This is a genomic window from Thermosinus carboxydivorans Nor1, assembly GCF_000169155.1.
Classification (GTDB): Bacteria; Bacillota; Negativicutes; order Sporomusales; family Thermosinaceae; genus Thermosinus; species Thermosinus carboxydivorans.
This window is the reverse complement of sequence record NZ_AAWL01000025.1, coordinates 1-23,533: the sequence shown is the minus strand read 5'-3', so window position 1 is coordinate 23,533 and position 23,533 is coordinate 1. Positions and strand designations below refer to the sequence as shown.

Here is a 23,533-nt window from a genome sequence, read left to right as displayed (position 1 = left end):
ACTTCAAGATGGAAAGTATGGGAACACAGAGGACGCAGAGGGGATTTGTTTTTAACATGCACGCGATAAAATCGTACCTCTGTGTTCTTGGCGGTTAAATATAGTTTTTTATTGTCTGTAGCGCCAATTTATTGGCATGAATATCTTTGCGGTTTTGTTAAAGATGTGCGCTAGTGCTTTTATTCTGGAAGGAGCAGCAGACTTTGTCCAAAATGAAAGTTATGTTTATCTGTCAGGAATGCGGTTATGATTCGCCCAAATGGCTAGGGCGCTGTCCTGGCTGCGGCGCCTGGAACACGCTGGTCGAGGAATTGGCAGTCAAGCCGGCGGCCAAAATAAAATATGTAACACCCAGTAAACCCCGCCCTATTACGGAAGTGGATGCTACGGCGGTGCCGCGTTTTAGCAGCGGCCTAGCCGAATTCGACCGGGTATTGGGCGGCGGCATTGTGCCAGGGGCGCTCATTTTGATAGGGGGCGATCCGGGGATTGGCAAGTCTACCTTGCTGCTGCAAGTGGCCGCCGGGGTGGGCCGGCGGCAGGGCCGAGTGCTGTACGTGTCCGGCGAGGAATCGGCCGCCCAGACGCGGATGCGGGCTGAGCGGCTCGGTAGTTTGCAGGATAACCTCTATATTATGACTGAAACCAACCTGGACGCAATTGCGGCAGCGGCGGCCAACATGAAGCCGGCGCTGGTGGTAATTGATTCCATTCAAACAATGTACAGCCCGGAGCTTGCGGCGGCGCCGGGCAGCGTAAGCCAGGTGCGCGAATCGACAGGCAAGCTGCTGAGGTTGGCTAAGGAGACCAGCATCCCCATTGCCGTCATTGGCCATGTGACGAAAGAAGGCAATATCGCCGGCCCCCGGCTGTTAGAACATATGGTAGACGTAGTCCTTTATTTTGAAGGGGAGCGCAGTTATGCGTTTCGCGTGCTCAGGGCCATGAAAAATCGCTTTGGTTCGACGAGCGAGAGCGGCATTTTTTCCATGGAAGAAACTGGACTGAGCGAAGTCGCCAGCCCTTCCAAATTGCTCTTGTCCGAGCGGCCCCGCGAGGTGCCAGGGTCGGTGGTAATGGCTTGCATGGAAGGAATGCGGCCGCTTTTGATTGAAGTGCAAGCCTTGGTCAGCACCACTTGTTTCGGCATGCCCCGCCGCATGGCGGTTGGCTTTGATTACAACCGCCTCATCTTGTTGCTCGCCGTCCTGGAAAAGCGAGTAGGGCTGATGCTGGGCAACCAGGACGCTTATGTCAACGCGGTTGGCGGCATCCGGGTGACTGAGCCGGCCGCCGATCTGGCCGTGGCGCTGGCAATTGCGTCCAGTTTTCGCAATGTTGCGGTTGCAGACAATGCCGTCGTCGTGGGCGAAGTGGGACTAACAGGGGAAGTGCGGATGGTCTCACGGCTTGACGAGCGGATCAGCGAGGCCGCTACCATGGGGTTTAGGCGGATTATCGTGCCGCGCGGCAATGTGAGCGGCGTGAAGGGCAAGCAGCGGGGGCTTGAAATAATCGGCGTGAGTAGCGTGGAAGAGGCAATGGAGGCAGTATTTTTATGATAAAAGGACAGGAACGCATATGGGATGGTCGGTTTATCCGGGCCATCCGGACGCTGGCGCCCGGTACGCCGCTACGGGAAGGACTGGAGAATGTCTTGCGGGCTAAAATGGGGGCGCTGGTTGTCATTGGCGATTCGCCAGCCGTTATGGAATTGGTGGACGGCGGTTTTTCCTTAAACTGTGATTTCACCCCGTCTGGGTTTTACGAACTGGCTAAAATGGATGGGGCCATTGTCCTATCCCATGATGCCAAACGCATCCTCTACGCCAACGCCCAGCTTGTACCTGACGCCACTATGCCCACCACGGAAACAGGAACGCGCCACCGCACCGCCGAAAGGGTAGCCCGGCAGACAGGGGCGCTGGTTATTGCCATTTCCCAGCGGCGCCATATCATTACCCTGTATCTTGACAATCTGCGCTATATTCTCAAAGACATTTCGGTCATCCTCAGCCGGGCAAACCAGGCCCTGCAGACGCTAGAGAAGTACCGGCGCGTTCTTAACCGCAGTCTCACGACCCTCAGCGCTTTGGAGTTTGAGGATTTAGTAACGCTTACCGACGTTGCCGCAGCCATTATCCGGGCCGAGCAAGTGAGCCGCATTGCCCGGGAAATAGAGCGGCATGTCATCGAACTTGGCAGCGAAGGCCGCTTGGTCAGCATGCAGATGGAAGAGCTTATGACCGAAGAAGACGAGGAGCAACTGCTCATCAAGGACTACTGCACAAGTGCTGACCCCAAGGTGCAGGAACAGGTGCGGGAACAATTGGCCGCGTTGCCGGAAGAAAATCTGGATGCCCTTGCCGTTAGCCGGCTTCTCGGCTATGGCGTTACCGCCAATGCCCTCGATGTACCGGTGGTGCCGCGGGGCTACCGCGTGCTCCGGCGCATCCCCCGACTGCCTATGCTGGTCGTAGAAAACTTGGTAGCTCATTTTAAGACATTACACCGCATTTACAATGCTACTATCGCCGAACTGGACGAAGTGGAAGGTATCGGCGAAGTGCGCGCCAAAACAATAAAAGACGGTCTCAAACGGGTACGCGAACAAGCCCTGCTGGACCGTCATGGTTGATTTTGGGTCTGTGTAATTGCGATATAACCCCTTGCATCCTCTTAGGGTGCAAGGGGTTTTTTAGTTAGCGGATTTTTTCGCTACCAACGACCAAATAACGCGAAATTAAATCATATATTTTTATCGGCCACAATACCCATATTAACGGGTAAAATTGCAGCAATTTGGTGGAGGGGGATAAATGAATAAGTTCTTTTCGCTAAAAATTCGGCGGCGTCAGCTCTATTTCGGCGTGGCCGCATTACTGCTCTGTCTCTATCTTGGCATATTGGGGCTGGAATATACAATCGATGAACGGGAGCTTGCCGCCATCCCCAACCAGCCTACTACTGCTCCGACAGGTACGGTTAGTATTATTATAAAAGTGCCAGAGCGCATTTTGGAAGTATATAACGACGGACAGCTTTACAAAAAATACCGTGTTGCGGTCGGAAAAAGCAAAACACCTACTCCCGTGGGGGAATGGAAAGTCGTATGGAAAGATTATAACTGGGGATCGGGGTTTGGCACGCGCTGGATGGGATTAAACGTACCCTGGGGAGTTTACGGCATCCACGGTACCAATAACCCGTGGTCGATCGGCCGGTTTGCCAGCCACGGCTGTATTCGCATGCGCAATAAAGATGTGGAAGAACTGTTTGAGTGGGTACCAATCGGGACGGAGGTAAAAATCGTCGGGCCCAAGGTAAAAGTGCAACGGACCCTGAAAAAACAAATGACCGGCGCCGATGTCGTCATGTTGCAAGTAAAACTAAAGGAGTTAGGCTATCTTAAGGCGCGGGCCGACGGCATATTTGGCGCCGTAACGGAGGAGGCGGTGCGTGCTTTCCAGGCTGACAAAGGTCTGGAGGTTAACGGCGTCGTTAATAGGCAAATGCTTGATCTCTTAGGTATCTAGCCTGTTGTGGCCGGTATATCGATTATGAAAGGAGTTATTGACATGAAATACGCGCGTTCCTTGTTTTGGAGTTTGTTGGTTATCGCGGGTATCGTAAGCATGGCCATGGCGCATGATACTTTTCTGGGCACGGCGAAAGCAATAACAAAAGTGCCGACAACACACAAGGTGACGGTGCTTACCTTTGACGACGGGCCGCACCCGCACACTACCTTGCAGCTTTTAGCAGTGCTTAAGGCCAAGCAGGTAAAGGCTACTTTTTTTGTTTTAGGCTCTCAGGCGGAGAAATATCCCGGGCTATTGGCCGAGATCGCGGCGAATGGCCATGAAATCGAAAGTCACGGCTATACACACCACTTTTTAAATAAGTTATCGCAAGGGGAACTTGCGAAAGAAATAGAAAAAACCGAAAAGGCGATTGGTGCCGTAGCGCCTAAGCCTACGCTTATTCGCCCTCCCGGCGGCGGCTATAATGACCGCGTAGTCGCTGAACTAAGTAAGCGCGGCTATACAACCATACTATGGACAATCGACCCACGTGACTGGTGTGCACAGAGCGCCGATCAAATTATTGGCGCGGTCATAAGAAAAATTGAGCCGGGCAGTATTGTGCTTTTGCATGAAGGCGCCTGCGCCCGGTATACACCGGAAGCGCTAGGAGTTATCATCGACCGGCTGCAAGAAAGAGGGTATACTTTCATAACCGTAAGCGAACTATTACAATACTACGAAATCCGTCATTGATAATTATGCATTGATTTATAGCTTCATTTTTGTTGAGGACTGTCCATGTTTTATCGATAATATAGGACAACTCGCTGCTAAAGTTACTGTTAAATAATTACCTGCCCCGTTGCCGTGGTTTTGGTTGGTCGATATTTATATCTTCAATAAACCGGGCGTAGGCCCGGTCTTCTTCTACTTTGACAACGCGGTAGCGTTTGTTATCTTCCGATATCAGTTCGTCGCCGACGCTCACGACGAGCGGGACACGCATGAGTACGGCGCCGGTGGTTTCCTCCACGATGGTATAATAGTCATAAATTTTTTGCGGCGGCTGTTCCGGTTTTTGCTGTACCGAAAGAATATGAAGGGGAAGATAGGACAAAAGGATCCATAGGAGGAGTCCGCCTATGGCCAACGTGCCCAAGATAAGGCAGAAACGGCGGTGGCGAACCATAGAGCGTAGCCTCCCTTAGCGTTTGCGTTTGCGCCGAAACCAAAGCAGGTCTTGAAACTCTCTGGCCTTAAACTGCGCCAGCTTGCTTTTCGCTTCTTGCCAACTGCCGGTGCTGAGGAAGAGGAAGGCGCCGGCGCCGGCAATTAAGGCGCCGGCGATGACGAGAATATCGCGACCGATACTGGCAGTGGGTTGAACATAATGCGCTGGGCCGGCGCCGTCCGGCGCCGCCGGAGCGACGCCGACGGCTTGCTGGTTGCCGTTAAGGATAGCGGGCACAATGTCGGCAAATAAGGCGGCGCTGCGTTCGGCTGCGTCGCGGGAATTGTACTGAGTGCCAATTTCAATCAGCATAGCCCGGGGACTGAGATCCTGGTTATAGTTGCCATGGGCAATAAAGATGCCCCGGATAAGTCCACTGTATTTGGCATCGGCGGCGGCTTTAATCTGGCGGGCAAAGGCCATAGTTGTTTCCCTATTCTGGTTTTGCCGGCCAACGACTAACAAAATCTTGGTGGCGGGTGCGCCGGCAATCGTAGTATTATAGATGTTTTGCGGTGCACTGTCGCGGTGAATATCAAACAGGGCCACCGGTTTGCGTTCCAGCAATTTCATCACTGTTCGGCGTGAGCGCTGATAGGCGTTAGCGTCATGCGGTTCATGGAGGGTTTTGTTGTGATCGGTGGCAAAACCCAGTTCTTCCAGTCGTTTGGCGAGACTGTCGCCAACAAGCATAACACCGCCATTTCCCGGTTCGGTTGCTTTGCCGTCGGACGGGATATAGGATTCGTCGGTATGGGTATGGTAAATGGCGATAAGCGGTGGTTGGGCTGGCGCAGCGGGAGCTTGCACCGGGATGGCGTCAAATTCGCTTTGGCTGTACGTCTCATCGCGTACATAGCGGGCCTTGGCCAGTGTTCCTTCCACGGCTGTTATTTCGTAAACCCGGTCGTTCTCGTCGATAAACTCATCGCCAGGGTGGACTGCGAGCCCAGTTTGAAAGATGACACCACCCTTCTCATCAACGATCGTCATGTATCCGGAGACCAGCTCAGCTGTGTCATAAGGGCTGCCGGCGGCCCGTCCCGGCGGCAGAGCGGTTGCCATGGACAGCAGCAGGAGAACGAAGACGTAGATACAGCGCATAAGTACACCTCTTCTGCTAACATTATTTGTATCATTTCCGCCGGTGATTTCCTTTATGTAAAAGCGCAACTGAAAAAGCGCAACCGGATGGCCGGTTGCGCTTTTAAAACGGCAAGGGGTTAGTTGGGGAGAAGAAATTATCTGTCAGGATAGGTGGTAGGCGCCAAGGGTGGTGAGATTGCTGCGTTCCTGGCGCATGATGTCATGAAGGTTGAGCCCGGTGAGGTTGCACAGGGCGGCCAGATAGAACAGGCTGTGCCCCAGTTCTTTGGCGATTATTTCACGGCAGGCGGCGCAGGGCTCTCCGGAAAGGTGCGACGACATAAACTGGCGGAGTTCACTGTATGTTGCGTCTGGGGGGATTTGCGGGCGCGATGCCTGGACGGTTACGCAGCCACACTCGGTGACGGCTTTGGCCATAGCCCGGTTAACCCGGGCGGTTGCCTCTTGGTACTTGGTCAACACGTCTAAAATGCTCCGGTGGCGAATAAGGTATTGATCTACAGCGGCTTGGAAGTCCAGACAACATTTGTCATGCATGGCACAGCACCTCTCACTTTGGCGGTTCGATCCCAGGGCGGTTGCTTGAGAATGCATTCGCTTGAACGCGCTAACTTTTGAGTTAATTATATAAGGCGCTCTCCGGCATTGTCAACGCCTGCAGGTGGAAAAGTTGGATTGACAATGACAGGACGGTGTGGTAAACTAATAAAATTTGAAAATTGATAGGCCTTATGGTATACTAAATATAGGCAGGGGGGGGTATACATGGTTGCCGTCGGTGACAAGGTCGTTTATCCCATGCATGGCGCCGGTATCGTTGAAGCGCTGGAGGAGCATGAAGTCTTGGGGAAAAAACAATATTACTATGTGCTGACCATGTTTTACGGTGGCATGCGTGTCATGATTCCACAGGACCAAGTCGGCCAAAGCGGTCTGCGCGCTGTTGTCGGCGAGACGGAGATTGCGCAGGTAAAGGAAGTTCTTAGCGCTTCGCCTGAGCAGGATACGGGCAACTGGAACCGGCGTATTAACAATAGTTTGACGAAAATCAAAAGCGGCAGCATCTTGGAAGTGGCGGAAGTGGTGCGCAATCTGATGAAGCAAGAGGTAACCAGGCGCCTTTCCACCGGTGAGCGGCGGCTGCTCGACACCGCGAAACAAATCTTGATTAGCGAGTTGGTTTTGGCCTGTGACAAGGATGTCGACAGCGTTGAAGGCTGGGTGACGGACTGGTGCAAAAAAATAGCGCCAAACAGGTAAACTTTTAAGGTATTTTTCTCTAAATACTGGATAGACTAAAAGGGAAGGATTTCCACATTTTGGCTTTTGGGTGATCAATCTCTTGTGGGAAAGCGGAATGTATTTTATAATATAACAATATGGGAGGAGGTGAAGTTTTTTTGCTTGATAAAACGCTCCGTTTTGTAATCACCGTACTGGCGGCCATTGGCGGTCTGATGATGACCGACCGGATCATACCACTCCTGGCATCTGTGGTTAGTCCCGAATTTCTGCGCGTCGGTGTGTTTGGTATTACCATGGCTACCATGATGTCTTTCCTGTTCGGTGGGCTGATTGGCGGTGCGGTTGGTTTTTTGGTGGCGCCGCTATTGATTAAACATTTGTGGCAATTTACTTACTGGGTAGAAGCCAGGCTTAATAAAATGCCCGTCTATGACGTACTGGCAGGCGCGTTAGGTCTCGCTGTTGGACTTATAATTTCTAATCTTTTGGGTTCCGCCTTTCTCCCGATTCCGATTATTGGCACCTACGTTCCCGGGGTGCTTAGCATTATTCTGGGTTATCTTGGCATAAATGTGGCGATTCGCAAACGCGATGAACTGGTTGCCCTGTTTGCCTCCCTGCCGCGCATGGGCAAAGATCGGCAGAAGGAAAAGGGCGCCAACATTTCCCAGTATAAGATTCTCGATACCAGTGTTATTATTGACGGCCGCATTGCCGATATCTGCAAAAGCGGTTTTATTGAAGGTACGCTGGTTATTCCCGGCTTTGTGCTGGAAGAGTTGCAGCACATTGCCGATTCTTCCGATCTGCTTAAGCGTAATCGCGGCCGTCGTGGTCTTGATATTCTCAACCGTATTCAGAAAGAACTTGGCATGTATGTTCAGATCGACAACCGCGACTTTGACGATATTACCGAGGTGGACTCCAAACTGGTAAAACTGGGTCAGCTTCTTAAGGCCAAGATCATCACCAATGATTACAACCTTAACAAGGTCGCCGAACTCCAGGGCGTACCTGTCCTCAACATCAACGAACTGTCCAACGCCGTGAAACCGGTGGTCCTTCCCGGCGAGGAGATGGTCGTTCATGTGGTCAAAGACGGCAAGGAAGTCGGTCAAGGCGTTGCCTATTTGGACGACGGAACCATGATCGTTGTTGATGGCGGTAAGCGCCATATTGGTGAAACCATCGGCGTTTTGGTAACTTCGGTGTTGCAGACTGCCGCCGGCCGGATGATTTTTGCTAAACCAAAGGCGTTATAAGGTCCGATATCAGCCCTCAAGCGCGGTGGCCGCTTCAGGGCGTTTCTTTTGCCATTTTCCGTTTGCTACTTTCCGTTTCCCACTTTCCACCTTTTACTTTCCAATTTCCATATAGAGAGGTCGTAGAGCATGGTAACAGCAATTATTGCCGCCGCCGGGCAGGGGCGGCGCATGGGCGCCGGGAGCAACAAAGTGCTATTGACTCTGGCCGGCGTTCCGCTTGTGGTCCGCACCATCCGCCAATTGGCCGCTTGTCCGCAGATTGACGAAATCATTGTTGTCAGCGGGCCGGAGGAAATGGCAGAAATGCGCTCTTTGGTTTCCGCCATGGCCTTGGCCCCCAAATGTCAGGTTGTCGCCGGCGGCAGTGAACGCCAGTATTCAGTGGCCAATGCTCTCACTGCCGTTTCCGGCAAGGCGGAAATTATTGTTGTGCATGACGGCGCCCGGCCACTGGTAGACCAAACGGCAATTGAAAATGTTATCGCCGCCGCCCGAGGGTACGGCGCCGCTGTAGTAGCCGTACCGGTCAAAGATACGATTAAAGTGGCTGATGATAACGGTTTTGTGGTTACTACCCCTGACCGGAAGACACTGTGGGCTATTCAGACGCCGCAGGCCTTTCGGGCCGCCATTCTGCGCCAGGCTTACGCCCTGGCGGCGGCGGAAGGTTTTCTGGGAACCGACGACGCTTCCTTGGTGGAACGGATGGGGATGCCGGTAAAACTGGTGCCAGGCAGTTACCGCAATTTGAAAATCACGACGCCGGAAGACATGGTGATTGCCGCGGCGTTACTGGGAGAGGGGAAAGGTATGCGGGTAGGCATTGGTTATGATGTGCATCGTTTGGTGGTAGGCCGTAAACTTATTTTAGGCGGGGTAGAGATCCCGTACGAATATGGTCTTGAAGGCCATTCGGACGCCGACGTGCTATTGCACGCCATTAAAGATGCCCTGCTGGGGGCGGCGGCTCTTGGGGACATTGGGCGGCATTTTCCCGATACCGACCCGCGGTACAAAGGGGCTTCCAGCCTAAAACTTCTGGCGCGCGTCAAGGAAATACTCGCTGAGAACGGGTATGAGACGGGTAATGTCGACGCCACTGTCATTGCCCAAAAACCTAAGCTGGCGCCCTACATCGCCCAAATGAACGCCAACATTGCCCGAGTGCTGGGCATAGATGTCGACCGGGTTAATGTCAAAGCGACCACTACTGAAGGACTAGGGTTTGCCGGCCGCGGTGAAGGCATTGCGGCCCAGGCGGTCGCCACCGTTGTCCGTCGATAATGTTCGGTGCATAAAAGGAGCGAGCGTCCGCATATTATAAGTAATAACTTTCTGCGCTTTTTCGGAGGTGGCTTGCGGTGCGCCGCTTACTCTGCTTATTATTATGTCTGTTGATGCTTCTCGTCTGGCCTGGCGTGGCCAGCGCCGCCGATTTTAAGATTAACATAGGTATTTCCCGCCAGGACGACGGTACTACCTGCGGCGAACTGTTTGTCAACGACCGCGTGGTGTGGCGGATTGCCGTGCTGGCTGACGGCGCCAAACCGGTGACACGCGGCGCTGCGGGTTTACTACCTGGATTGCGCCCGATATTGTGAACGGTATGTTTGTAATTAAAATCAGCAGTGAATAATGGTGCGGCACTTGGCCTTCCGGCCAAGTGCCGTTTTACAGTCCGCGGCGGCGTGCGGCCTATCCTTGCGAAAAAAGCTGGAATGATTTACAATAACATGGAAAAGACAGACGAACTGGCTGCTTTAGGTTCGATTTTATTGGAGGGATATAAATGTCTAAGCGGGAACTGCGCGTGCGGTTCGCTCCCAGTCCTACCGTCCCTTTCATATCGGCGGAGCCCGGTCGGCCTTGTTTAACTGGCTGCTGGCGAAAAAGCACGGCGGCAAAATGATACTGCGGATTGAGGACACCGACCTGGAACGTTCCAGCAAGGAGTCGGAAGAAAACATTAAAGAAGCGCTGCGGTGGCTGGGCATCCAGTGGGATGAAGGCGTCGACGTCGGCGGTCCTTATGGCCCATACCGTCAGACCGAGCGGCTGGATATTTACCGTCAGTATACCGACAAGTTGATCGCCGAGGGGAAAGCCTATTTATGTTATTGCACCGACGAAGAATTGGAGGCCCAGCGGCAGGCCCAGTTGGCGCGGGGCGAGACGCCGCGGTACAGTGGGCGCTGCGCTGGTCTGACCGAGGAGGAGCGCCGGCGTATGGCCGCCGAAGGTCGCAAAGCGGCGGTGCGGTTTCGTGTGCCGGAAAACCAGCAGATTGTCTTCAAGGACTTGGTGCGTGGCGTAGTTACGTTTGATTCTAACGGCATCGGCGATTTCGTCATTGTCAAGTCTGACGGCATTCCAGTATACAATTATGCGGTGGTCATTGATGATGCCTTGATGCGCATTACCCATGTCATTCGGGCCGAAGAACACCTTTCCAATACGCCGCGGCAAGTGCTGCTGTACCAGGCGCTGGGATTTGAGCTGCCTGAATTTGGGCATATTTCGCTTATCTTAGGCAAGGACCGGACGAAAATGAGCAAACGGCATGGCGCTACGTCGGTAGAGCAATATCGGCAGCTTGGCTATTTGCCGGAGGGACTGGTTAATTTCCTCGCTCTCCTGGGATGGTCGCCGGCTAATGAGCGGGAGTTTTTACCATTGATGAACTAGTGCGGGAATTCAGTATGGACCGGGTAGCCAAGAATCCGGCCGTCTTTGACTTGGACAAGTTGAACTATATTAACGCCCATTATATTCGCCGTGCCGACCCGGCCCTTGTTACCGAATTAGCTTTGCCTCACTTACAGGCAGCCGGCTATGTGCAGGAGCCGGGTGACGCCGGAAAAGCGGGCCTGGCTGGTCCAGGTGGTGGCCGCCGTTCAGGATTATATCAGTTATGCGGCTCAAGTTGTCGACCATGTGGATATTTTCTTTAAGGATGAAGTGGAATTTGAAAGCGACGAAGCGCGGCAAGTGCTGACTGACCCCGATATCCCGCAGGTAATGGCGGCATTTAAGAGCAAGTTGGCCGCCCTGCAGGTGGTGGTCGCTCCGGCCGTGCAAGCCGTGCTGAAAGGTATCACGAAAGAGCTAAAAGTGGGCGGCAAAAAAGTGTACATGCCGATTCGTGTCGCCCTTACCGGCCGGACGCACGGTCTCGACCTGGACAAGTTCATTGCCATCATCGGCAAGGAACGGACGCTGGTCCGGCTACAGCAGACCTTAGCCAAAATCGGGCTCTAACCTCCTCTGATTGACAGTTGCCTAACGGCTGTGTATAATGAAATCACCAACCGCAGAAAACTTATCATAATACTCGGAAATGTTATGACCGGGAGAAGTAGACGCAGGTCCACCCCGCCAGAGAGGCGCCGCCATTGGCTGCGAGCGGTGCTGGGGCAGGAGCGTCGAAATGCGCCCGTGAACTGGACGGCGGAAACTTAAAGTATGCCGTCTCGGCCGCAGCCGTTATTTTGTGGAAAGTGGGGTGCGAGCGACTCGTACCCAAGCAGAGTGGAACCACGGACCACCGTCTCTGTGAGATGGTGGTCTTTTTATTTTGGCAATTAGTTTGGAGGAGGAGAATAATGTTTGAACGCTTAAAAAAGGATATTCAGGTTGTCTTTGAACGCGACCCGGCGGCCAAAAGCGTTCTGGAAGTGCTGTTATGCTATCCGGGACTACATGCCATTTGGCTGCACCGCATTGCTCACCGCCTTTACAAGCGGGGGTGGATCGTACTGCCCCGCCTGATTTCCAATTTTGCCCGCTTTCTCACGGGTATTGAAATCCATCCGGGAGCCAAAATAGGGGAAGGTTTGTTTATTGATCATGGCGCCGGCGTGGTGATCGGGGAAACGGCCGAGATTGGCCGCAATGTAACGCTTTATCAGGGGGTGACGCTCGGCGGTACAGGCAAGGAAAAAGGCAAGCGTCATCCTACTATCGGCGACAATGTCGTTGTGGCCAGCGGCGCTAAAGTACTCGGGTCGTTTAAGGTCGGCGACAATTCCAAGATTGGCGCTGGTTCGGTTGTGCTCAAGGAAGTGCCGCCCAACTCTACGGTGGTAGGCATCCCGGGGCGTGTTGTCGTCAAAGACGGCAAGCGGATTGACGATATCGACCTGGAACACAACAATCTGCCCGACCCGGTGGCCGAGATGTTAAATTGCATGCAGCGGAAGATCGAAAAGCTGGAGGCGCGTATTGCCCAACTGGAAGAGGAGTTGAACAAACATGGCGCTAAGAGTGTATAATACCTTGACCAAACAAAAAGAAGAATTTGTTCCGCGGGAGCCTGGCAAGGTAAAAATGTATGTCTGCGGCGTGACGCCGTACAACCACCCCCATATTGGCAACGCCAGGCCGTTTATTACCTGGGACGTTATTCGCCGCTATCTTGAACATCGCGGTTTTGCCGTTTTTCATGTCCAGAACTTTACCGACATCGATGATAAAATTATTAATACTGCCAACCAGGAGGGTGTGACTTGGGACACTATCGCTAACCGGTATATTGCTGCCTATTTTGAAGTAATGGATAAACTTAACGTCCGCCGGGCCCATGTCTATCCCCGCGTATCCGACCACATTGGGGACATTATTGCTATCGTCCAGCGGCTTATCGACAAGGGCTACGCTTATACCGTGGGCGGCGATGTCTATTACAGTGTGGAAAAGTTTGCTCCCTATGGCCAGTTGAGCGGCCGCAGCCTGGAGGACATGAAGGCCGGCGCCCGTATTGACGTCGATGAACGCAAGCGCCACCCGATGGACTTCGCCTTATGGAAAAGCGCCAAACCGGGCGAGCCGGCCTGGGACAGTCCATGGGGGCCGGGGCGGCCGGGTTGGCATATTGAATGCAGCGCTATGGCGCTGAAATATCTAGGCAACGGTTTTGACTTCCATGGTGGCGGCAGTGACCTTATCTTTCCCCACCATGAAAACGAAATTGCCCAGTCGGAAGCGTATACGGGCGAGGCACCGTTCGTGCGCTATTGGCTGCACAACGGCTTTATTACCGTCAACGAGGAAAAAATGAGCAAATCGCTCGGCAACTTCTTCCTCGTCAAAGACATTCTGGCTCATTACCCGCCCGAGGTGCTCAGGTTTTTCATCCTGTCTACCCATTACCGCAGTCCGCTGGACTTCAGCGATGAGCGGCTGGCGGAAGCCGGGCGCAGCCTGGAGCGTCTGCGCACGGCCGTGCACAACATCCGCCAGTTAGAGAAGCTGCCCGGCGGTGCCGGCGGTGAACAAGCCGACACTGTCCGCCGGGCGGCTGCCCAGGCGAAAGCCGAGTTTTACGCGGCCATGGACGATGATTTCAACACCGCTTTGGGCGATTAGCGTCATGTTCAGCTTGGCGAAAGAGATCAATATTTATTACAGTCAGGTGGTGGCCCGGAAAGGCGGTGCTCGATGCCCCAGGCCTTGGCCGAAATGCGCGACGCTTATTTCATGATGGCCGATATTTTGGGAATATTAGTAAAGGAACGGGCCGGCCTGCTGGAAGGCGATTGCGAACTTGTCGCCGGGCTGATGGATATCATTATCGCTGTCCGTCAGGAAGCACGACAGCGCAAGGATTGGGCCACCAGCGGATGGCATTCGCAGCCGCCTGGCCGAATTAGGCATTATTCTGGAAGATTCGCCGCAAGGCGTAAGGTGGAAACGGCGTTGAAATTTGACCACTTTCAGCTATTAATGGGAAAAATGCTGAAACAGGCGGCCGCTGCCCCTGCTGACAGTTTCGCGGTGGAGCCCGAGCGGCTCCACCCGGCTTGTTCTTGCTTACATCGGTGATGCTGTCTTTAACCCTTTATGTGCGTACCCGTCTATTGGCCTATGAACAACAGAAAGTCCGTGTACTGCACAACTATGACGCCAAGATGGTATCGGCCGTAATGCAGGCAGTGGCGGTCAAGGAGCTTGCGGGAGAACTCAGCGAAGCCGAACAGGACCTCGTGCGGCGGGGGCGTAACGCTAGTAAGGCAGCGCCGCGCAGCGCTTCGGTTGGCGAATACCGCCACAGCACCGGGTTTGAGACCCTGCTTGGCTATCTGTTGCTCAGTAAGCAGCATGAACGCCTGTATGAGATTATGGATAAGGCATTTGTCATTATTTCCCGGAAATTATTGAAATGTGATGAAGAATGTGGTGAGGAGAAGAATGAAGGTAAAACTGATTAACCACACGCCCGAGCCTGAACGGGCGGTAGCGATGGCGGCAAGACTGTGTTACTCACCGGTAGGGGCGGCCCAACTGGCAGAAACCATGTCGGACGAGCAGATTCAGCGACTGGTGGCCAAGATTATCAGCCTAGGCCATCTGTCAACCCTGGAACATGTTACATTTACCTTCGCCATTGAAGGGGTTTCCCGGGTGCTGACCCATCAACTGGTGCGCCACCGCATTGCCTCTTATTCCCAACAGTCGCAGCGGTATGTAAAGGAACATGATTTTGAATACATCCTACCGCCGACGATCAGCGCTAATCCGGCGGCTAAGGAGAAATTTGCGGCGTTGATGGAGACAATTCGTGGTGTTTATGATGAACTGGTGGCGCTGGGAGTGCACCAGGAAGACGCGCGGTATGTTCTGCCAAATGCAACGGAAACCAAAATTGTCGTGACAATGAATGCCCGGTCACTGCTGCATTTCTTCCAGCTCCGGTGTTGCAGCCGCGCCCAGTGGGAAATCCGGCGCCTGGCAGAAGCCATGCTGGCCGAGGTGCGGCAAGTGGCGCCGCTGCTCTTTGCTAAAGCCGGGCCGACGTGCGTCACCGCTGGCTACTGCAGTGAGGGCGAAATGTCTTGCGGCAGGCTGGGACGGCTTACGCAAAAAGACCGGGAATAATCCCGGTTTTTCTGTTACATAAAAGTAACTAACGGCAAAGATATTAGTTTTTAACGCGGTAAGCGGAAAGTGGTAAGCGGCTACGCTTTTTTACATAACAAACGGAATTTACGGTTATACTAAAAGGCCGCCTGATTAGCGGCGGAAGGAGGAATACGGGTGAACGAAGATATTATTGCCGGGCGGAACGTTGTGATGGAAGCACTGCGGAGCGGCCGGGCGATCAATAAAATATTAGTAGCCAAAGGCGAGCGGCATGGACTAATGCGGGAAATCGTCGGTTTGGCCCGCGAACAAGGGCTGGTGGTCCAGGAAGTAGATGCCGCCAAATTAGATGCCTTGGCCATGGGTGTCCGCCACCAAGGGGTGGTGGCCATGGTGGCGCCGGTGGCGTATGTCGATGTAGACGAGATTTTAGTCCAAGCCCAGACCAAGGGCGAAGCGCCTTTCCTGGTGCTGCTTGATGAACTGGAAGACCCGCATAACGTGGGGGCTATCTTGCGGACCGCCGACGCTACCGGGGTGCACGGCGTACTGCTGCCCAAGCGCCGCAGCTGCCCCCTGTCGGCAACGGTTGCCAAGACGTCGGCGGGAGCGATTGAGTATGTGCCGGTAGCCCGGATCGGCAATATTGTCCAGACGCTGGAAAAATTGAAAAAGGCTGGGTTGTGGGTCGTCGGCGCCGACATGGCGGGCGATAAGGCTTATTATGAAACCGATTTAACCGGGCCGCTGGTTGTCGTGGTGGGCAGTGAGGGCCGAGGGATGGGGAGGTTGACGCGCGAGGCCTGTGATTTTCTGGTGCGCATCCCGATGCGCGGCCGCCTTTCTTCACTCAACGCATCGGTAGCGTGTTCGCTAATTTTATATGAGGTGCTAAGGCAGCGGGAGATGAAAGGGACGTGAAGAAAAAACACATGACAATCATTGCTGCGCTGGTTGGCGCTGCGTTAGCTGCAAGTGCCCTTTCGCCGCTGCTGTGGCCGCGGGTCTATGCCGGCGTTACGGTCGACGGGGTTGATGTTGGCGGTATCGGCCGGGCGGAAGTATATCAAATTCTGCTTTTGTGGCAAAAAGAGCAACAGGAGCGGCGTGTCGCTGTATATTATGGCGATACACGGTTTGAAATTACGGCTGACGCCATTGATTTCGTTCTCGACGCCGATGCGACATTGGAAGAGGTATGGGGGATCGGGCGGCGTGGCGTTTGGTGGGAGCGCCTGAAAAATATTTATCTGGCCGCCGCCGAGGGCTATCGCGTCCCCGTGCGTTTCCGCTATAATGAAACTAAACTGGCTAACCTGCTGGCGCAGTGGAAGGAAAATATCGACCGTCCCTCCCGCAACGCCACCGTCAGTCTGCTGACCGGCGGGATTATTCCGCAAGAGCCGGGCCGTAAACTGGAGACAGAGGCCCTGCGTCCCCTGCTGTTAAAAGCGCTGCGCAGCCCTGATGTCAAGGACGTAGCCATGCCGGTCACGCCGGTTTATCCAGAAATCACGGTGGCCGACCTTCAGCGCACCGGCATCCGAGAAAACCTTTCCCGGTTTACCACGGTCTTTGACCCGAAGGATACTAACCGGACGGCCAACATACGTTTAGCGGCCCGGAAAATTAACGGCCATATCGTCTATCCCGGACAGACCTTTTCTTTTAATGAAACGGTCGGTCCGCGCGAAAAGGCCTACGGGTTTAAAGAAGCCCTCGAAATCGTGGATGGTGAATTTGTGCCCGGCGTAGGGGGCGGTGTCTGCCAAGTGTCTTCGACCCTGTATAATGCCGTATTGCTGGCGAATTTACCAGTTGTTGAGCGTTCCAACCACTCCAAGCCGCTTGGTTATGTCGGACTTGGCCGCGATGCAACCGTGGCTTATGGCGTGTTGGACTTTAAGTTTAGCAACAGTACCAACGGGCCGATTATGATTATGGCCGAGGTGGAAGGCGACAAGCTCCATGTGGGCATTTTTGGCCAGGAGCGCACCAACGAGACAGTCGAGGTTTTGGCCGCCGAACGAAAGGTCATTCCGCCAGCTATTATCAAAAAACAGGACCAGGATATGTTTTTGGGCGAAACGCGGGTGGACAAGCAGGGCAAGCCGGGTTATGAAGTTACCACCATCCGGGTGGTGCGGCGCAACGGGCAGGAAATAAAGCGGGAAATATTGGCCAAAGACCGCTATTTACCGGAAAACACCATTGTCAAAGTGGGGGTTAAGCTGCCGCCTTTTACCCAGAGTAGCGGGCTGGGGGATAAAGAACATAAGATAGGGGAATAGGTGTGAATACCACGCTGATTGTGGACGGTTACAATGTTATTAACGCCTGGCCGGAACTTGCGGCGCTGAAAGAGGATAGCCTGGAGCATGCCCGGGAGAAGTTGCTGGAAATCCTGGCAGGATACGGCGCCTATAAAGGCTATCGCGTTATCATCGTATTTGATGCCCACGCGGTGGCAGGAATGGAGAGTGTGGAGCAGATTACTCCAGACCTGGAAGTAGTTTATACCAGTGAGGGGCAAACAGCCGACAGTTACATTGAAAAGATGGTTTATTATCTCGTGCGCCAGGGACACCGCGTCTATGTAGTCACCTCCGACTGGGCAGAGCAGATGGTCATCCTGGGGGCAGGCGCCTTTCGGATACCTGCCCGGGAATTATGGCAGAATGTCCAGGAGATGAAACGGGATGTTGCCGATAAATATGGCGAGACGGTGCTGACTTACCGGCGGCATGAATTAGGCAGCCGGCTAAATCATGAGGTGGTGCGCCGCTTGAACGAACTGCGGCGCGGCCGCTAGGAGAGCTTTCCGCAGACAAGATTGGCTTGACTAGGTAACTGGCGGTAGAGTATAATTGGTTTTGAATATGGCATGTACCGGTATCAGCTAAGCACTAAGGCCTTAGTGCGTTTTCTTTTTCGGCAATGCGAAAAACTGCAGAATGGGGGCGATGCGATGCGGGCAAATACTCAGCGCGACCTGTATAGTCGTTTTGAGAATATGACCGATGAAGAAATAGTGATTGACGCCAAGGACAACGATAACGCAGTCGCACAGGAGTATTTAATCAATAAATACCGCAACTTCGTTCGAGCCAAGGCCAGGTCTTACTTCCTGATCGGCGCCGACCGCGAAGATATTATTCAGGAAGGTATGATCGGGTTATATAAGGCCATCCGCGATTTCCGTAATGACAAGCTCTCGTCCTTCAGGGCATTTGCCGAACTATGCGTAACTCGCCAGATCATCACGGCCATCAAGACGGCAACCCGTCAAAAGCATATCCCGCTGAATTCATATGTATCGTTGAATAAGCCGATATATGATGAAGACTCCGACCGGACCCTTCTCGACGTGTTGTCCGGCTCCAAGATTTCTGACCCGGAAGAGTTGGTGATCAGCCGGGAAGAGTTTATTGATATTGAGGCCAAGATGGGGCAAATCTTGAGCGACCTGGAATGGAAAGTGCTTATGTCTTACCTGGACGGCAAGTCCTATCAGGAAATCGCCAGCGAACTGGACCGCCATGTAAAGTCGATTGACAACGCGTTGCAGCGGGTCAAGCGGAAACTGGAACGTTATCTGGACAACCGCGGCGATGATGACGAAGTCCGCGGCGTGTATAAGGGTCTGACCGGTCTAAAGGATCGGGATAACAAACAGGGTGAACCCCTTGATGACGAATGAAAAAACGACATCGTTTTTGATGTCGTTTTTTCATTCGCAGCCGCGGCTAGTCTTCTTTATGTTGGCAGCCTTGGTCCTTTTTGCTGCCGTATTCGGTGATATAACTCCGCAGGTTTGCTACCTGGCCGGTATAGTTCATCCAGAAATCGTCGCCGGCGACCGTTACCCACGCAGCGTCGGGGGTAACCATTTTTTCCTTTTCATCCAGAAAATCGGCGCTGAATAATTTTAAAACCAGCACCGGTTCGCCGTGGAAGGTAACGACCAGGCCTTTGCTGGCAAGCATGTTAATTAAGTAATCAAAGGGGCTGTCGCTGTCCTGCCAGAAACAGCGATTACACATGTAGGCGCCGTTTTTGTAGTATACGTCGCGGACTTTCCGCCGCAGTCGCAGGTGAATTTTTGCAATGATTCCGCCTCCTGACGTTTAAAAGCATTGTTGGGCTACCTCTGATTATACCATAATATTGACTAAGCGGGGGCGAGTGGCAGCGGAAGTTTGTCCGGCTAAGACATAAGAAAATGTTATTTATGTAACAAATTTTATTATGGTTAGGAGGGAGCCTATGAATTTTACCGTAAAGGCGCAGGCCGTTGACCCGGCAAAAGTGTTAAATGTGTCGCCAGAGGTGATTGCCAATCAGCGGGTAGGGTCGCGGCTGGCGTTTGCTGCGCCCCATGACCTGACGGTTGAGTTTGCCAATGGGTCAATCATGGTAGACGGCATCGATCTCATTATCTATATTATCCCGCAGGAATTCTTCTGTTACCGTGGGGAAGAGATGGTTGTAAAATTCAACCTTGAGACAAGAGGAGTGGAAATTGCTCTTGAGCCGTCGGTGCGGAATATTCCGCCCCGCGCCATTATTCGACCAGCTTGCGGCGAGTAGCGAATGATCTGGGTGGTTTTTGGGTACATTATGGGCGGCAACTGGCGGTAGGCGGTAGTAATGTAAAGGAGGATAATTCTGATGGCAGTAATGGTTGGTCAAAAGGCTGCCTGATTTTCGTTTGCCGACTACCAAAAACCTGGAGACGCTCGACCATGTGGCGCAGCTGTCTGATTATCAGGGAAAATGGCTTGTTCTCTTTTTCTATCCCCTTGACTTCACCTTTGTCTGACCGACGGAAATCAGAGGGTTTAATACCCGGTTAGGCGAGTTTCGTCGGCTCAATGCGGAAATTTTGGGAGTTAGTACCGACAGTGTTTTCAGCCATCGGGCCTGGATTAAGACTCCGGTCGATGACGGCGGCCTTGGGCCAATTGACTACCCGCTGGGCTCTGACATTACGCGGGAAGTATCCCGGGCCTACGGTGTACTGCTGGAAGATAAGGGTATTGCCCAGCGCGGTCTATTTATAATTGACCCCGATGGTATTATCCAGTATTTCGTAGTGACCAACCTGGATGTAGGCCGTAGTGTGGAGGAAACGCTGCGGGTGCTCCAGGCTCTGCAGACTCGGGGGCTGTGTCCGCTGGACTGGAAACCGGGCGATAAATTGCTATAACTTTGAATTGCGCAAGCTGCCCGCCGAGGCTGGGCAGCTCGCACTTTCTTATAAATCCCGCGGCGGCAGTTCACACTATAAGTGCTTATCAACTGCTGGTGAGGAAGGTGCGGGCAATGGAAAATTTGGGCGGGACGGCTTTTCACGCCATCGCTGGCATGCTGGCGCTGCTCTTTATCTGGCTGGTCATGGGCAACCGACAGATTGGCGAATTTACCTCTTTTGACTTTCTTGTATCAATCACGGCCGGCGCCATCCTAGGGGCCGGTATTGCCGACCCGCGCATTGAGCTCAGCCGTACTTTAGTAGTCCTTATAATTTTGGCCTTGATGCAGGTTGTCATCAGCTGGCTAACCCTTAAGTTCCGCAAGGTCCAGCGCAAACTAAGCTACCAGCCGGTGGTGCTGGTTGAAAACGGGCAAATAATCAAGGCCAATCTCCGCAAAACCAAGATGACGGTGGAAATGCTGCTTGGGCTCTTAAGGGACCGGGGCTGTTTTGATATCACCGAGGTAGAGTTGGCCATTTTGGAACCGCACGGCCAGGTGAGCGTTTTGAAAAAAGCCGAGTTTCAGCCGGTCACGCCCCGCCACCTTAACCTAAGCGTACCACCTAACCGTGTCATGGTTCCCGTTATTCTGGAAGGAGACCTGCAGGAGAGCGTTTTGGCGCGCCTGGGTTTATCCCTGCAAGACATTGATAACTTTCGCCGGCAGCATAAAGATAAAATTGATGGGGTTTTCGTAGCCTTTATGGACCAAGACCACCGGCTGTACATTATGCCTGCCGATGTTAGGGAAAAAAACGTCTTTTTGCACTAACCCCGGCGATATGTTGGCTGATGGCGGTATTCAGCCGCAGTGAGACCATGCCGGACAGCATGTCTGGGCAGGTTTTTTCGTAATATGCAGTAAAAAGGTTTGCGATTTTAACGCAGGGGAGTATAATGAAAGTTGTGCCGGCGTAATGCGCGGCGGAAAGGAGAGGAATTCATGCACGAAAACTGGATTGCCGTTATCATCGGCATTGTTGAAGGATTAACGGAATTTTTGCCTATTTCATCGACAGGGCATATGATTTTGGCCGGATCGTTGCTGGGGTTTGAAGGGGAGAAAGCCAGCGTCTTTGAAGTTTTTATCCAGCTTGGGGCTATTTTATCGGTCTTTATTCTTTATCGCGATAAGTTCTTGCAGATGCTGGACATTAGGCGCCTGCGCATTACCGGCGGACTGTCAGCCGCTCATGTTGCCGCCGGCATCCTGCCGGTGATGGCGGTTGGCTATCTCCTGCACAAACCGATTAAAACCTATTTGTTTTCCCCTTTCACCGTAATTGTTGGTTTGGTGGCCGGTGGCGTGCTGATGCTGGTTGCCGAGAAACTGGCCAGACGGCCGGTGACGCGCGATGTGGAGGATATCACACTCCAGCAAGCCTTTTTGGTGGGACTATTTCAAATCCTCTCGCTGTGGCCAGGGTTTTCCCGCTCTGGCTCTACCATTGCCGGCGGTTTATTCTTCGGTTTGAGCCGGAAGGCGGCGGCGGAGTTTTCCTTTATCATCGCGGTGCCGCTTATGCTGGTGGCCTGTCTGTATGATTTGCTCAAAATATGGGATAAGCTGAATATGGGTGATATTCAGCTATTCGCTATCGGTTTTGTCACCGCCTTCGTCGTGGCCTACCTGTCAATTGTGTGGTTTCTGGGCTTTCTTAACAAATCCAGTCTTGCGGCCTTTGCTTATTACCGCTTTATTCTCGCCGGTTTGTCCTACTACTATTTCTTTTTGCGTTAAAGGGTTTAGCCACGGATTTCCTCTTTACAGTCTGCGGTTTATATGATAACATAATACTCTGTCAGCGTCATGCTGTTTGCCTGACGATCGACAACCGATAGCGGAGGGGTTCCCGAGTGGTCAAAGGGAGCAGACTGTAAATCTGCCGGCGGACGCCTTCGAAGGTTCGAATCCTTCCCCCTCCACCAAAGCTGTGATCAGGGAGTACGGGCGTGGATTTGCTGACGGTCGTAACCCCGAAGTCCGGTGAGTTGATTTCTGGCGGCGTAGCTCAGTTGGCTAGAGCAAGCGGTTCATACCCGCTGTGTCCGGGGTTCGAATCCCTGCGCCGCCACCAAATAATACCAGGGTGGAAGCTAAAAAAAGCGGTGCCGAATGTATTGACATAAGTCGCTGTATATAATATAATAAATTCCGTTACTGATAAAACATGCTGGCGTAGCTCAATTGGCAGAGCAGCTGACTTGTAATCAGCAGGTTGGGGGTTCAATTCCCTTCGCCAGCTCCATAACTATCTGGAGGGGTTCCCGAGTGGTCCAAGGGAGCAGACTGTAAATCTGCCGGCGGACGCCTTCGAAGGTTCGAATCCTTCCCCCTCCACCACTTGCTAGCGTCGCGGGATCGAGCAGCTGGTAGCTCGTCGGGCTCATAACCCGAAGGTCGCAGGTTCAAATCCTGCTCCCGCAACCAAATATATGTTATTGACGCGGGGTGGAGCAGCTGGCAGCTCGTCGGGCTCATGACCCGAAGGTCGCAGGTTCAAATCCCGGCCCCCGCAACCAACATGCTGGTGTAGCTCAGTCGGTAGAGCGTATCCTTGGTAAGGATAAGGTCACCGGTTCAATCCCGGTCATCAGCTCCATTATGGCGGCGTAGCTCAGTTGGCTAGAGCAAGCGGTTCATACCCGCTGTGTCCGGGGTTCGAATCCCTGCGCCCCCACCAAAAGGCAAAAACCTCGCGTTAAGCGAGGTTTTTGCCTTTTGGTGGCAGGATTTTTACATACTTGGGAGAATAATTTATTTTTGTAACATGATACTATTTCTTTATGAATATACTATTTGCTTAAGGAGGCACGAACATGGCCAAGAAAAAGTTTGAAAGAACGAAACCCCAGCTGCAACATCGGCACCATCGGTCACGTCGACCATGGCAAAACTTCGCTGACCGCCGCGATCACCCTGATCTTGTCCAAGCAGGGTAAAGCCGAATTCATGGCTTATGACCAAATCGACAAGGCGCCGGAAGAAAGAGAGCGCGGCATTACCAGCAACACTGCCCACGTGGAGTACGAAACCGAAAA

General features: G+C 53.1%; 25 protein-coding genes, 8 tRNA genes, 3 pseudogenes and 1 other annotated feature. Of the genes and pseudogenes, 32 read left to right on the top strand and 4 right to left on the bottom strand.

Going from position 1 to position 23,533, the window contains the following annotated elements:
- Positions 1 to 203: 203 nt before the first annotated feature.
- The 4 genes from radA (at position 204) to TCARDRAFT_RS12520 (ending at position 4,280) form a co-directional block, all read left to right on the top strand.
- The gene (gene radA / locus TCARDRAFT_RS12535) at positions 204 to 1,562 is read left to right on the top strand and encodes a DNA repair protein RadA (RefSeq protein ID WP_007290346.1); all 1,359 of its coding nucleotides are present in this window, start codon (positions 204 to 206) and stop codon (positions 1,560 to 1,562) included.
- On the top strand, positions 1,559 to 2,638 hold the full coding sequence (gene disA, locus TCARDRAFT_RS12530; protein WP_007290345.1) for a DNA integrity scanning diadenylate cyclase DisA: 1,080 nt from the start codon (positions 1,559 to 1,561) through the stop codon (positions 2,636 to 2,638). The genes radA and disA overlap by 4 nt, the downstream gene beginning before the upstream one ends.
- A 181-nt stretch (positions 2,639 to 2,819) precedes the next feature.
- Entirely contained in the window at positions 2,820 to 3,536 is a 717-nt protein-coding gene (locus TCARDRAFT_RS12525; RefSeq protein WP_007290344.1) for a L,D-transpeptidase family protein, read from the top strand.
- 42 nt (positions 3,537 to 3,578) lie between these two features.
- The gene (locus TCARDRAFT_RS12520; RefSeq protein WP_007290343.1) at positions 3,579 to 4,280 is read left to right on the top strand and encodes a polysaccharide deacetylase family protein; all 702 of its coding nucleotides are present in this window, start codon (positions 3,579 to 3,581) and stop codon (positions 4,278 to 4,280) included.
- A 97-nt stretch (positions 4,281 to 4,377) separates the two neighbouring features.
- Here TCARDRAFT_RS12520 and TCARDRAFT_RS12515 read toward each other — a convergent pair whose 3' ends face one another.
- The 3 genes from TCARDRAFT_RS12515 to TCARDRAFT_RS12505 form a co-directional block, all read right to left on the bottom strand.
- Positions 4,378 to 4,716 (bottom strand): hypothetical protein, encoded by a 339-nt coding sequence (locus TCARDRAFT_RS12515; protein WP_007290342.1) that lies wholly within the window; start codon positions 4,714 to 4,716, stop codon positions 4,378 to 4,380.
- Between the two features lie 15 nt (positions 4,717 to 4,731).
- Positions 4,732 to 5,862 carry a stage II sporulation protein P gene (spoIIP, locus tag TCARDRAFT_RS12510; protein ID WP_007290341.1) on the bottom strand — a complete coding sequence of 377 codons (1,131 nt, stop codon included), beginning with the start codon at positions 5,860 to 5,862 and terminating at the stop codon, positions 4,732 to 4,734.
- A 144-nt stretch (positions 5,863 to 6,006) separates the two neighbouring features.
- Positions 6,007 to 6,402, bottom strand: a complete 396-nt coding sequence (locus TCARDRAFT_RS12505; RefSeq protein WP_007290340.1) for a nucleoside triphosphate pyrophosphohydrolase family protein — start codon at positions 6,400 to 6,402, stop codon at positions 6,007 to 6,009.
- Positions 6,403 to 6,630: 228 nt separating this feature from the next.
- On the opposite strand from TCARDRAFT_RS12505, the gene TCARDRAFT_RS12500 reads away from it, so the two are divergent.
- From TCARDRAFT_RS12500 to sigH, 15 genes and pseudogenes are all read left to right on the top strand, one after another.
- On the top strand, positions 6,631 to 7,125 hold the full coding sequence (locus TCARDRAFT_RS12500) for a CarD family transcriptional regulator (RefSeq protein ID WP_007290339.1): 495 nt from the start codon (positions 6,631 to 6,633) through the stop codon (positions 7,123 to 7,125).
- A 140-nt stretch (positions 7,126 to 7,265) separates the two neighbouring features.
- Complete coding sequence (locus TCARDRAFT_RS12495; RefSeq protein WP_007290338.1) at positions 7,266 to 8,372, top strand: PIN/TRAM domain-containing protein; 1,107 nt, start codon at positions 7,266 to 7,268, stop codon at positions 8,370 to 8,372.
- A gap of 129 nt (positions 8,373 to 8,501) precedes the next feature.
- Positions 8,502 to 9,161 (top strand): annotated as a pseudogene (gene ispD, locus TCARDRAFT_RS16515) (2-C-methyl-D-erythritol 4-phosphate cytidylyltransferase); the annotation flags it as partial.
- A 24-nt stretch (positions 9,162 to 9,185) separates the two neighbouring features.
- A complete protein-coding gene (gene ispF / locus TCARDRAFT_RS16510) occupies positions 9,186 to 9,659 on the top strand; it encodes a 2-C-methyl-D-erythritol 2,4-cyclodiphosphate synthase (protein ID WP_232199138.1) in 474 nt (157 codons plus the stop codon).
- Between the two features lie 77 nt (positions 9,660 to 9,736).
- Positions 9,737 to 9,976: a hypothetical protein gene (locus tag TCARDRAFT_RS12485; RefSeq protein ID WP_007290355.1), complete on the top strand. Its 240-nt coding sequence runs from the start codon at positions 9,737 to 9,739 to the stop codon at positions 9,974 to 9,976.
- Positions 9,977 to 10,241: 265 nt separating this feature from the next.
- Entirely contained in the window at positions 10,242 to 11,060 is an 819-nt protein-coding gene (gene gltX, locus TCARDRAFT_RS16080) for a glutamate--tRNA ligase (RefSeq protein ID WP_007290336.1), read from the top strand.
- A gap of 147 nt (positions 11,061 to 11,207) precedes the next feature.
- On the top strand, positions 11,208 to 11,633 hold the full coding sequence (locus tag TCARDRAFT_RS16075) for a hypothetical protein (protein WP_232199136.1): 426 nt from the start codon (positions 11,208 to 11,210) through the stop codon (positions 11,631 to 11,633).
- A 75-nt stretch (positions 11,634 to 11,708) separates the two neighbouring features.
- Positions 11,709 to 11,930 (top strand) — a binding site (T-box leader).
- A gap of 47 nt (positions 11,931 to 11,977) precedes the next feature.
- Entirely contained in the window at positions 11,978 to 12,646 is a 669-nt protein-coding gene (gene cysE / locus TCARDRAFT_RS12475; protein ID WP_007290334.1) for a serine O-acetyltransferase, read from the top strand.
- Positions 12,627 to 14,073 (top strand): annotated as a pseudogene (cysS, locus tag TCARDRAFT_RS12470) (cysteine--tRNA ligase). The gene cysE and the pseudogene cysS overlap by 20 nt, the downstream one beginning before the upstream one ends.
- Positions 14,074 to 14,194: 121 nt before the next feature.
- Positions 14,195 to 14,581 carry a Mini-ribonuclease 3 gene (locus TCARDRAFT_RS12465; protein WP_007290331.1) on the top strand — a complete coding sequence of 129 codons (387 nt, stop codon included), beginning with the start codon at positions 14,195 to 14,197 and terminating at the stop codon, positions 14,579 to 14,581.
- Positions 14,562 to 15,248: an FAD-dependent thymidylate synthase gene (gene thyX / locus TCARDRAFT_RS12460; protein ID WP_007290330.1), complete on the top strand. Its 687-nt coding sequence runs from the start codon at positions 14,562 to 14,564 to the stop codon at positions 15,246 to 15,248. Before TCARDRAFT_RS12465 ends, thyX begins: the two co-directional genes overlap by 20 nt.
- Positions 15,249 to 15,407: 159 nt before the next feature.
- A complete protein-coding gene (gene rlmB / locus TCARDRAFT_RS12455) occupies positions 15,408 to 16,154 on the top strand; it encodes a 23S rRNA (guanosine(2251)-2'-O)-methyltransferase RlmB (RefSeq protein WP_007290329.1) in 747 nt (248 codons plus the stop codon).
- Positions 16,151 to 17,524 carry a VanW family protein gene (locus TCARDRAFT_RS12450; protein WP_007290328.1) on the top strand — a complete coding sequence of 458 codons (1,374 nt, stop codon included), beginning with the start codon at positions 16,151 to 16,153 and terminating at the stop codon, positions 17,522 to 17,524. The genes rlmB and TCARDRAFT_RS12450 overlap by 4 nt, the downstream gene beginning before the upstream one ends.
- 2 nt (positions 17,525 to 17,526) lie before the next feature.
- On the top strand, positions 17,527 to 18,045 hold the full coding sequence (locus TCARDRAFT_RS12445) for an NYN domain-containing protein (RefSeq protein WP_007290327.1): 519 nt from the start codon (positions 17,527 to 17,529) through the stop codon (positions 18,043 to 18,045).
- A gap of 156 nt (positions 18,046 to 18,201) precedes the next feature.
- Positions 18,202 to 18,933 (top strand): RNA polymerase sporulation sigma factor SigH, encoded by a 732-nt coding sequence (gene sigH / locus TCARDRAFT_RS12440; RefSeq protein WP_007290326.1) that lies wholly within the window; start codon positions 18,202 to 18,204, stop codon positions 18,931 to 18,933.
- A 46-nt stretch (positions 18,934 to 18,979) separates the two neighbouring features.
- Here the strand turns inward: sigH and TCARDRAFT_RS12435 are convergent, their stop codons facing one another.
- Complete coding sequence (locus tag TCARDRAFT_RS12435; RefSeq protein ID WP_007290325.1) at positions 18,980 to 19,276, bottom strand: hypothetical protein; 297 nt, start codon at positions 19,274 to 19,276, stop codon at positions 18,980 to 18,982.
- Between the two features lie 223 nt (positions 19,277 to 19,499).
- Here TCARDRAFT_RS12435 and TCARDRAFT_RS12430 point away from each other — a divergent pair, with 223 nt between their 5' ends.
- From TCARDRAFT_RS12430 to TCARDRAFT_RS12370, 13 genes and pseudogenes are all read left to right on the top strand, one after another.
- Positions 19,500 to 19,823 (top strand): hypothetical protein, encoded by a 324-nt coding sequence (locus TCARDRAFT_RS12430; protein ID WP_007290324.1) that lies wholly within the window; start codon positions 19,500 to 19,502, stop codon positions 19,821 to 19,823.
- A gap of 94 nt (positions 19,824 to 19,917) precedes the next feature.
- Positions 19,918 to 20,442 (top strand): peroxiredoxin, encoded by a 525-nt coding sequence (locus TCARDRAFT_RS12425; RefSeq protein ID WP_156784704.1) that lies wholly within the window; start codon positions 19,918 to 19,920, stop codon positions 20,440 to 20,442.
- A 116-nt stretch (positions 20,443 to 20,558) separates the two neighbouring features.
- Positions 20,559 to 21,263 carry a DUF421 domain-containing protein gene (locus TCARDRAFT_RS12420; RefSeq protein WP_007290321.1) on the top strand — a complete coding sequence of 235 codons (705 nt, stop codon included), beginning with the start codon at positions 20,559 to 20,561 and terminating at the stop codon, positions 21,261 to 21,263.
- A 171-nt stretch (positions 21,264 to 21,434) separates the two neighbouring features.
- Positions 21,435 to 22,232 (top strand): undecaprenyl-diphosphate phosphatase, encoded by a 798-nt coding sequence (locus tag TCARDRAFT_RS12415; protein ID WP_007290320.1) that lies wholly within the window; start codon positions 21,435 to 21,437, stop codon positions 22,230 to 22,232.
- A 102-nt stretch (positions 22,233 to 22,334) separates the two neighbouring features.
- Positions 22,335 to 22,420 (top strand) — tRNA-Tyr (locus TCARDRAFT_RS12410).
- A 72-nt stretch (positions 22,421 to 22,492) separates the two neighbouring features.
- Positions 22,493 to 22,569: transfer RNA gene (locus TCARDRAFT_RS12405), tRNA-Met, on the top strand.
- A 95-nt stretch (positions 22,570 to 22,664) separates the two neighbouring features.
- Positions 22,665 to 22,740, top strand: a tRNA-Thr gene (locus tag TCARDRAFT_RS12400).
- Positions 22,741 to 22,749: 9 nt separating this feature from the next.
- Positions 22,750 to 22,835: transfer RNA gene (locus TCARDRAFT_RS12395), tRNA-Tyr, on the top strand.
- A gap of 11 nt (positions 22,836 to 22,846) precedes the next feature.
- A tRNA-Met gene (locus tag TCARDRAFT_RS12390) sits at positions 22,847 to 22,922 on the top strand.
- A gap of 15 nt (positions 22,923 to 22,937) precedes the next feature.
- Positions 22,938 to 23,014: transfer RNA gene (locus TCARDRAFT_RS12385), tRNA-Met, on the top strand.
- Between the two features lie 4 nt (positions 23,015 to 23,018).
- Positions 23,019 to 23,094: transfer RNA gene (locus TCARDRAFT_RS12380), tRNA-Thr, on the top strand.
- 4 nt (positions 23,095 to 23,098) lie between these two features.
- A tRNA-Met gene (locus tag TCARDRAFT_RS12375) sits at positions 23,099 to 23,175 on the top strand.
- Positions 23,176 to 23,311: 136 nt separating this feature from the next.
- Positions 23,312 to 23,533, top strand: a pseudogene (locus tag TCARDRAFT_RS12370) (GTP-binding protein); the annotation flags it as partial.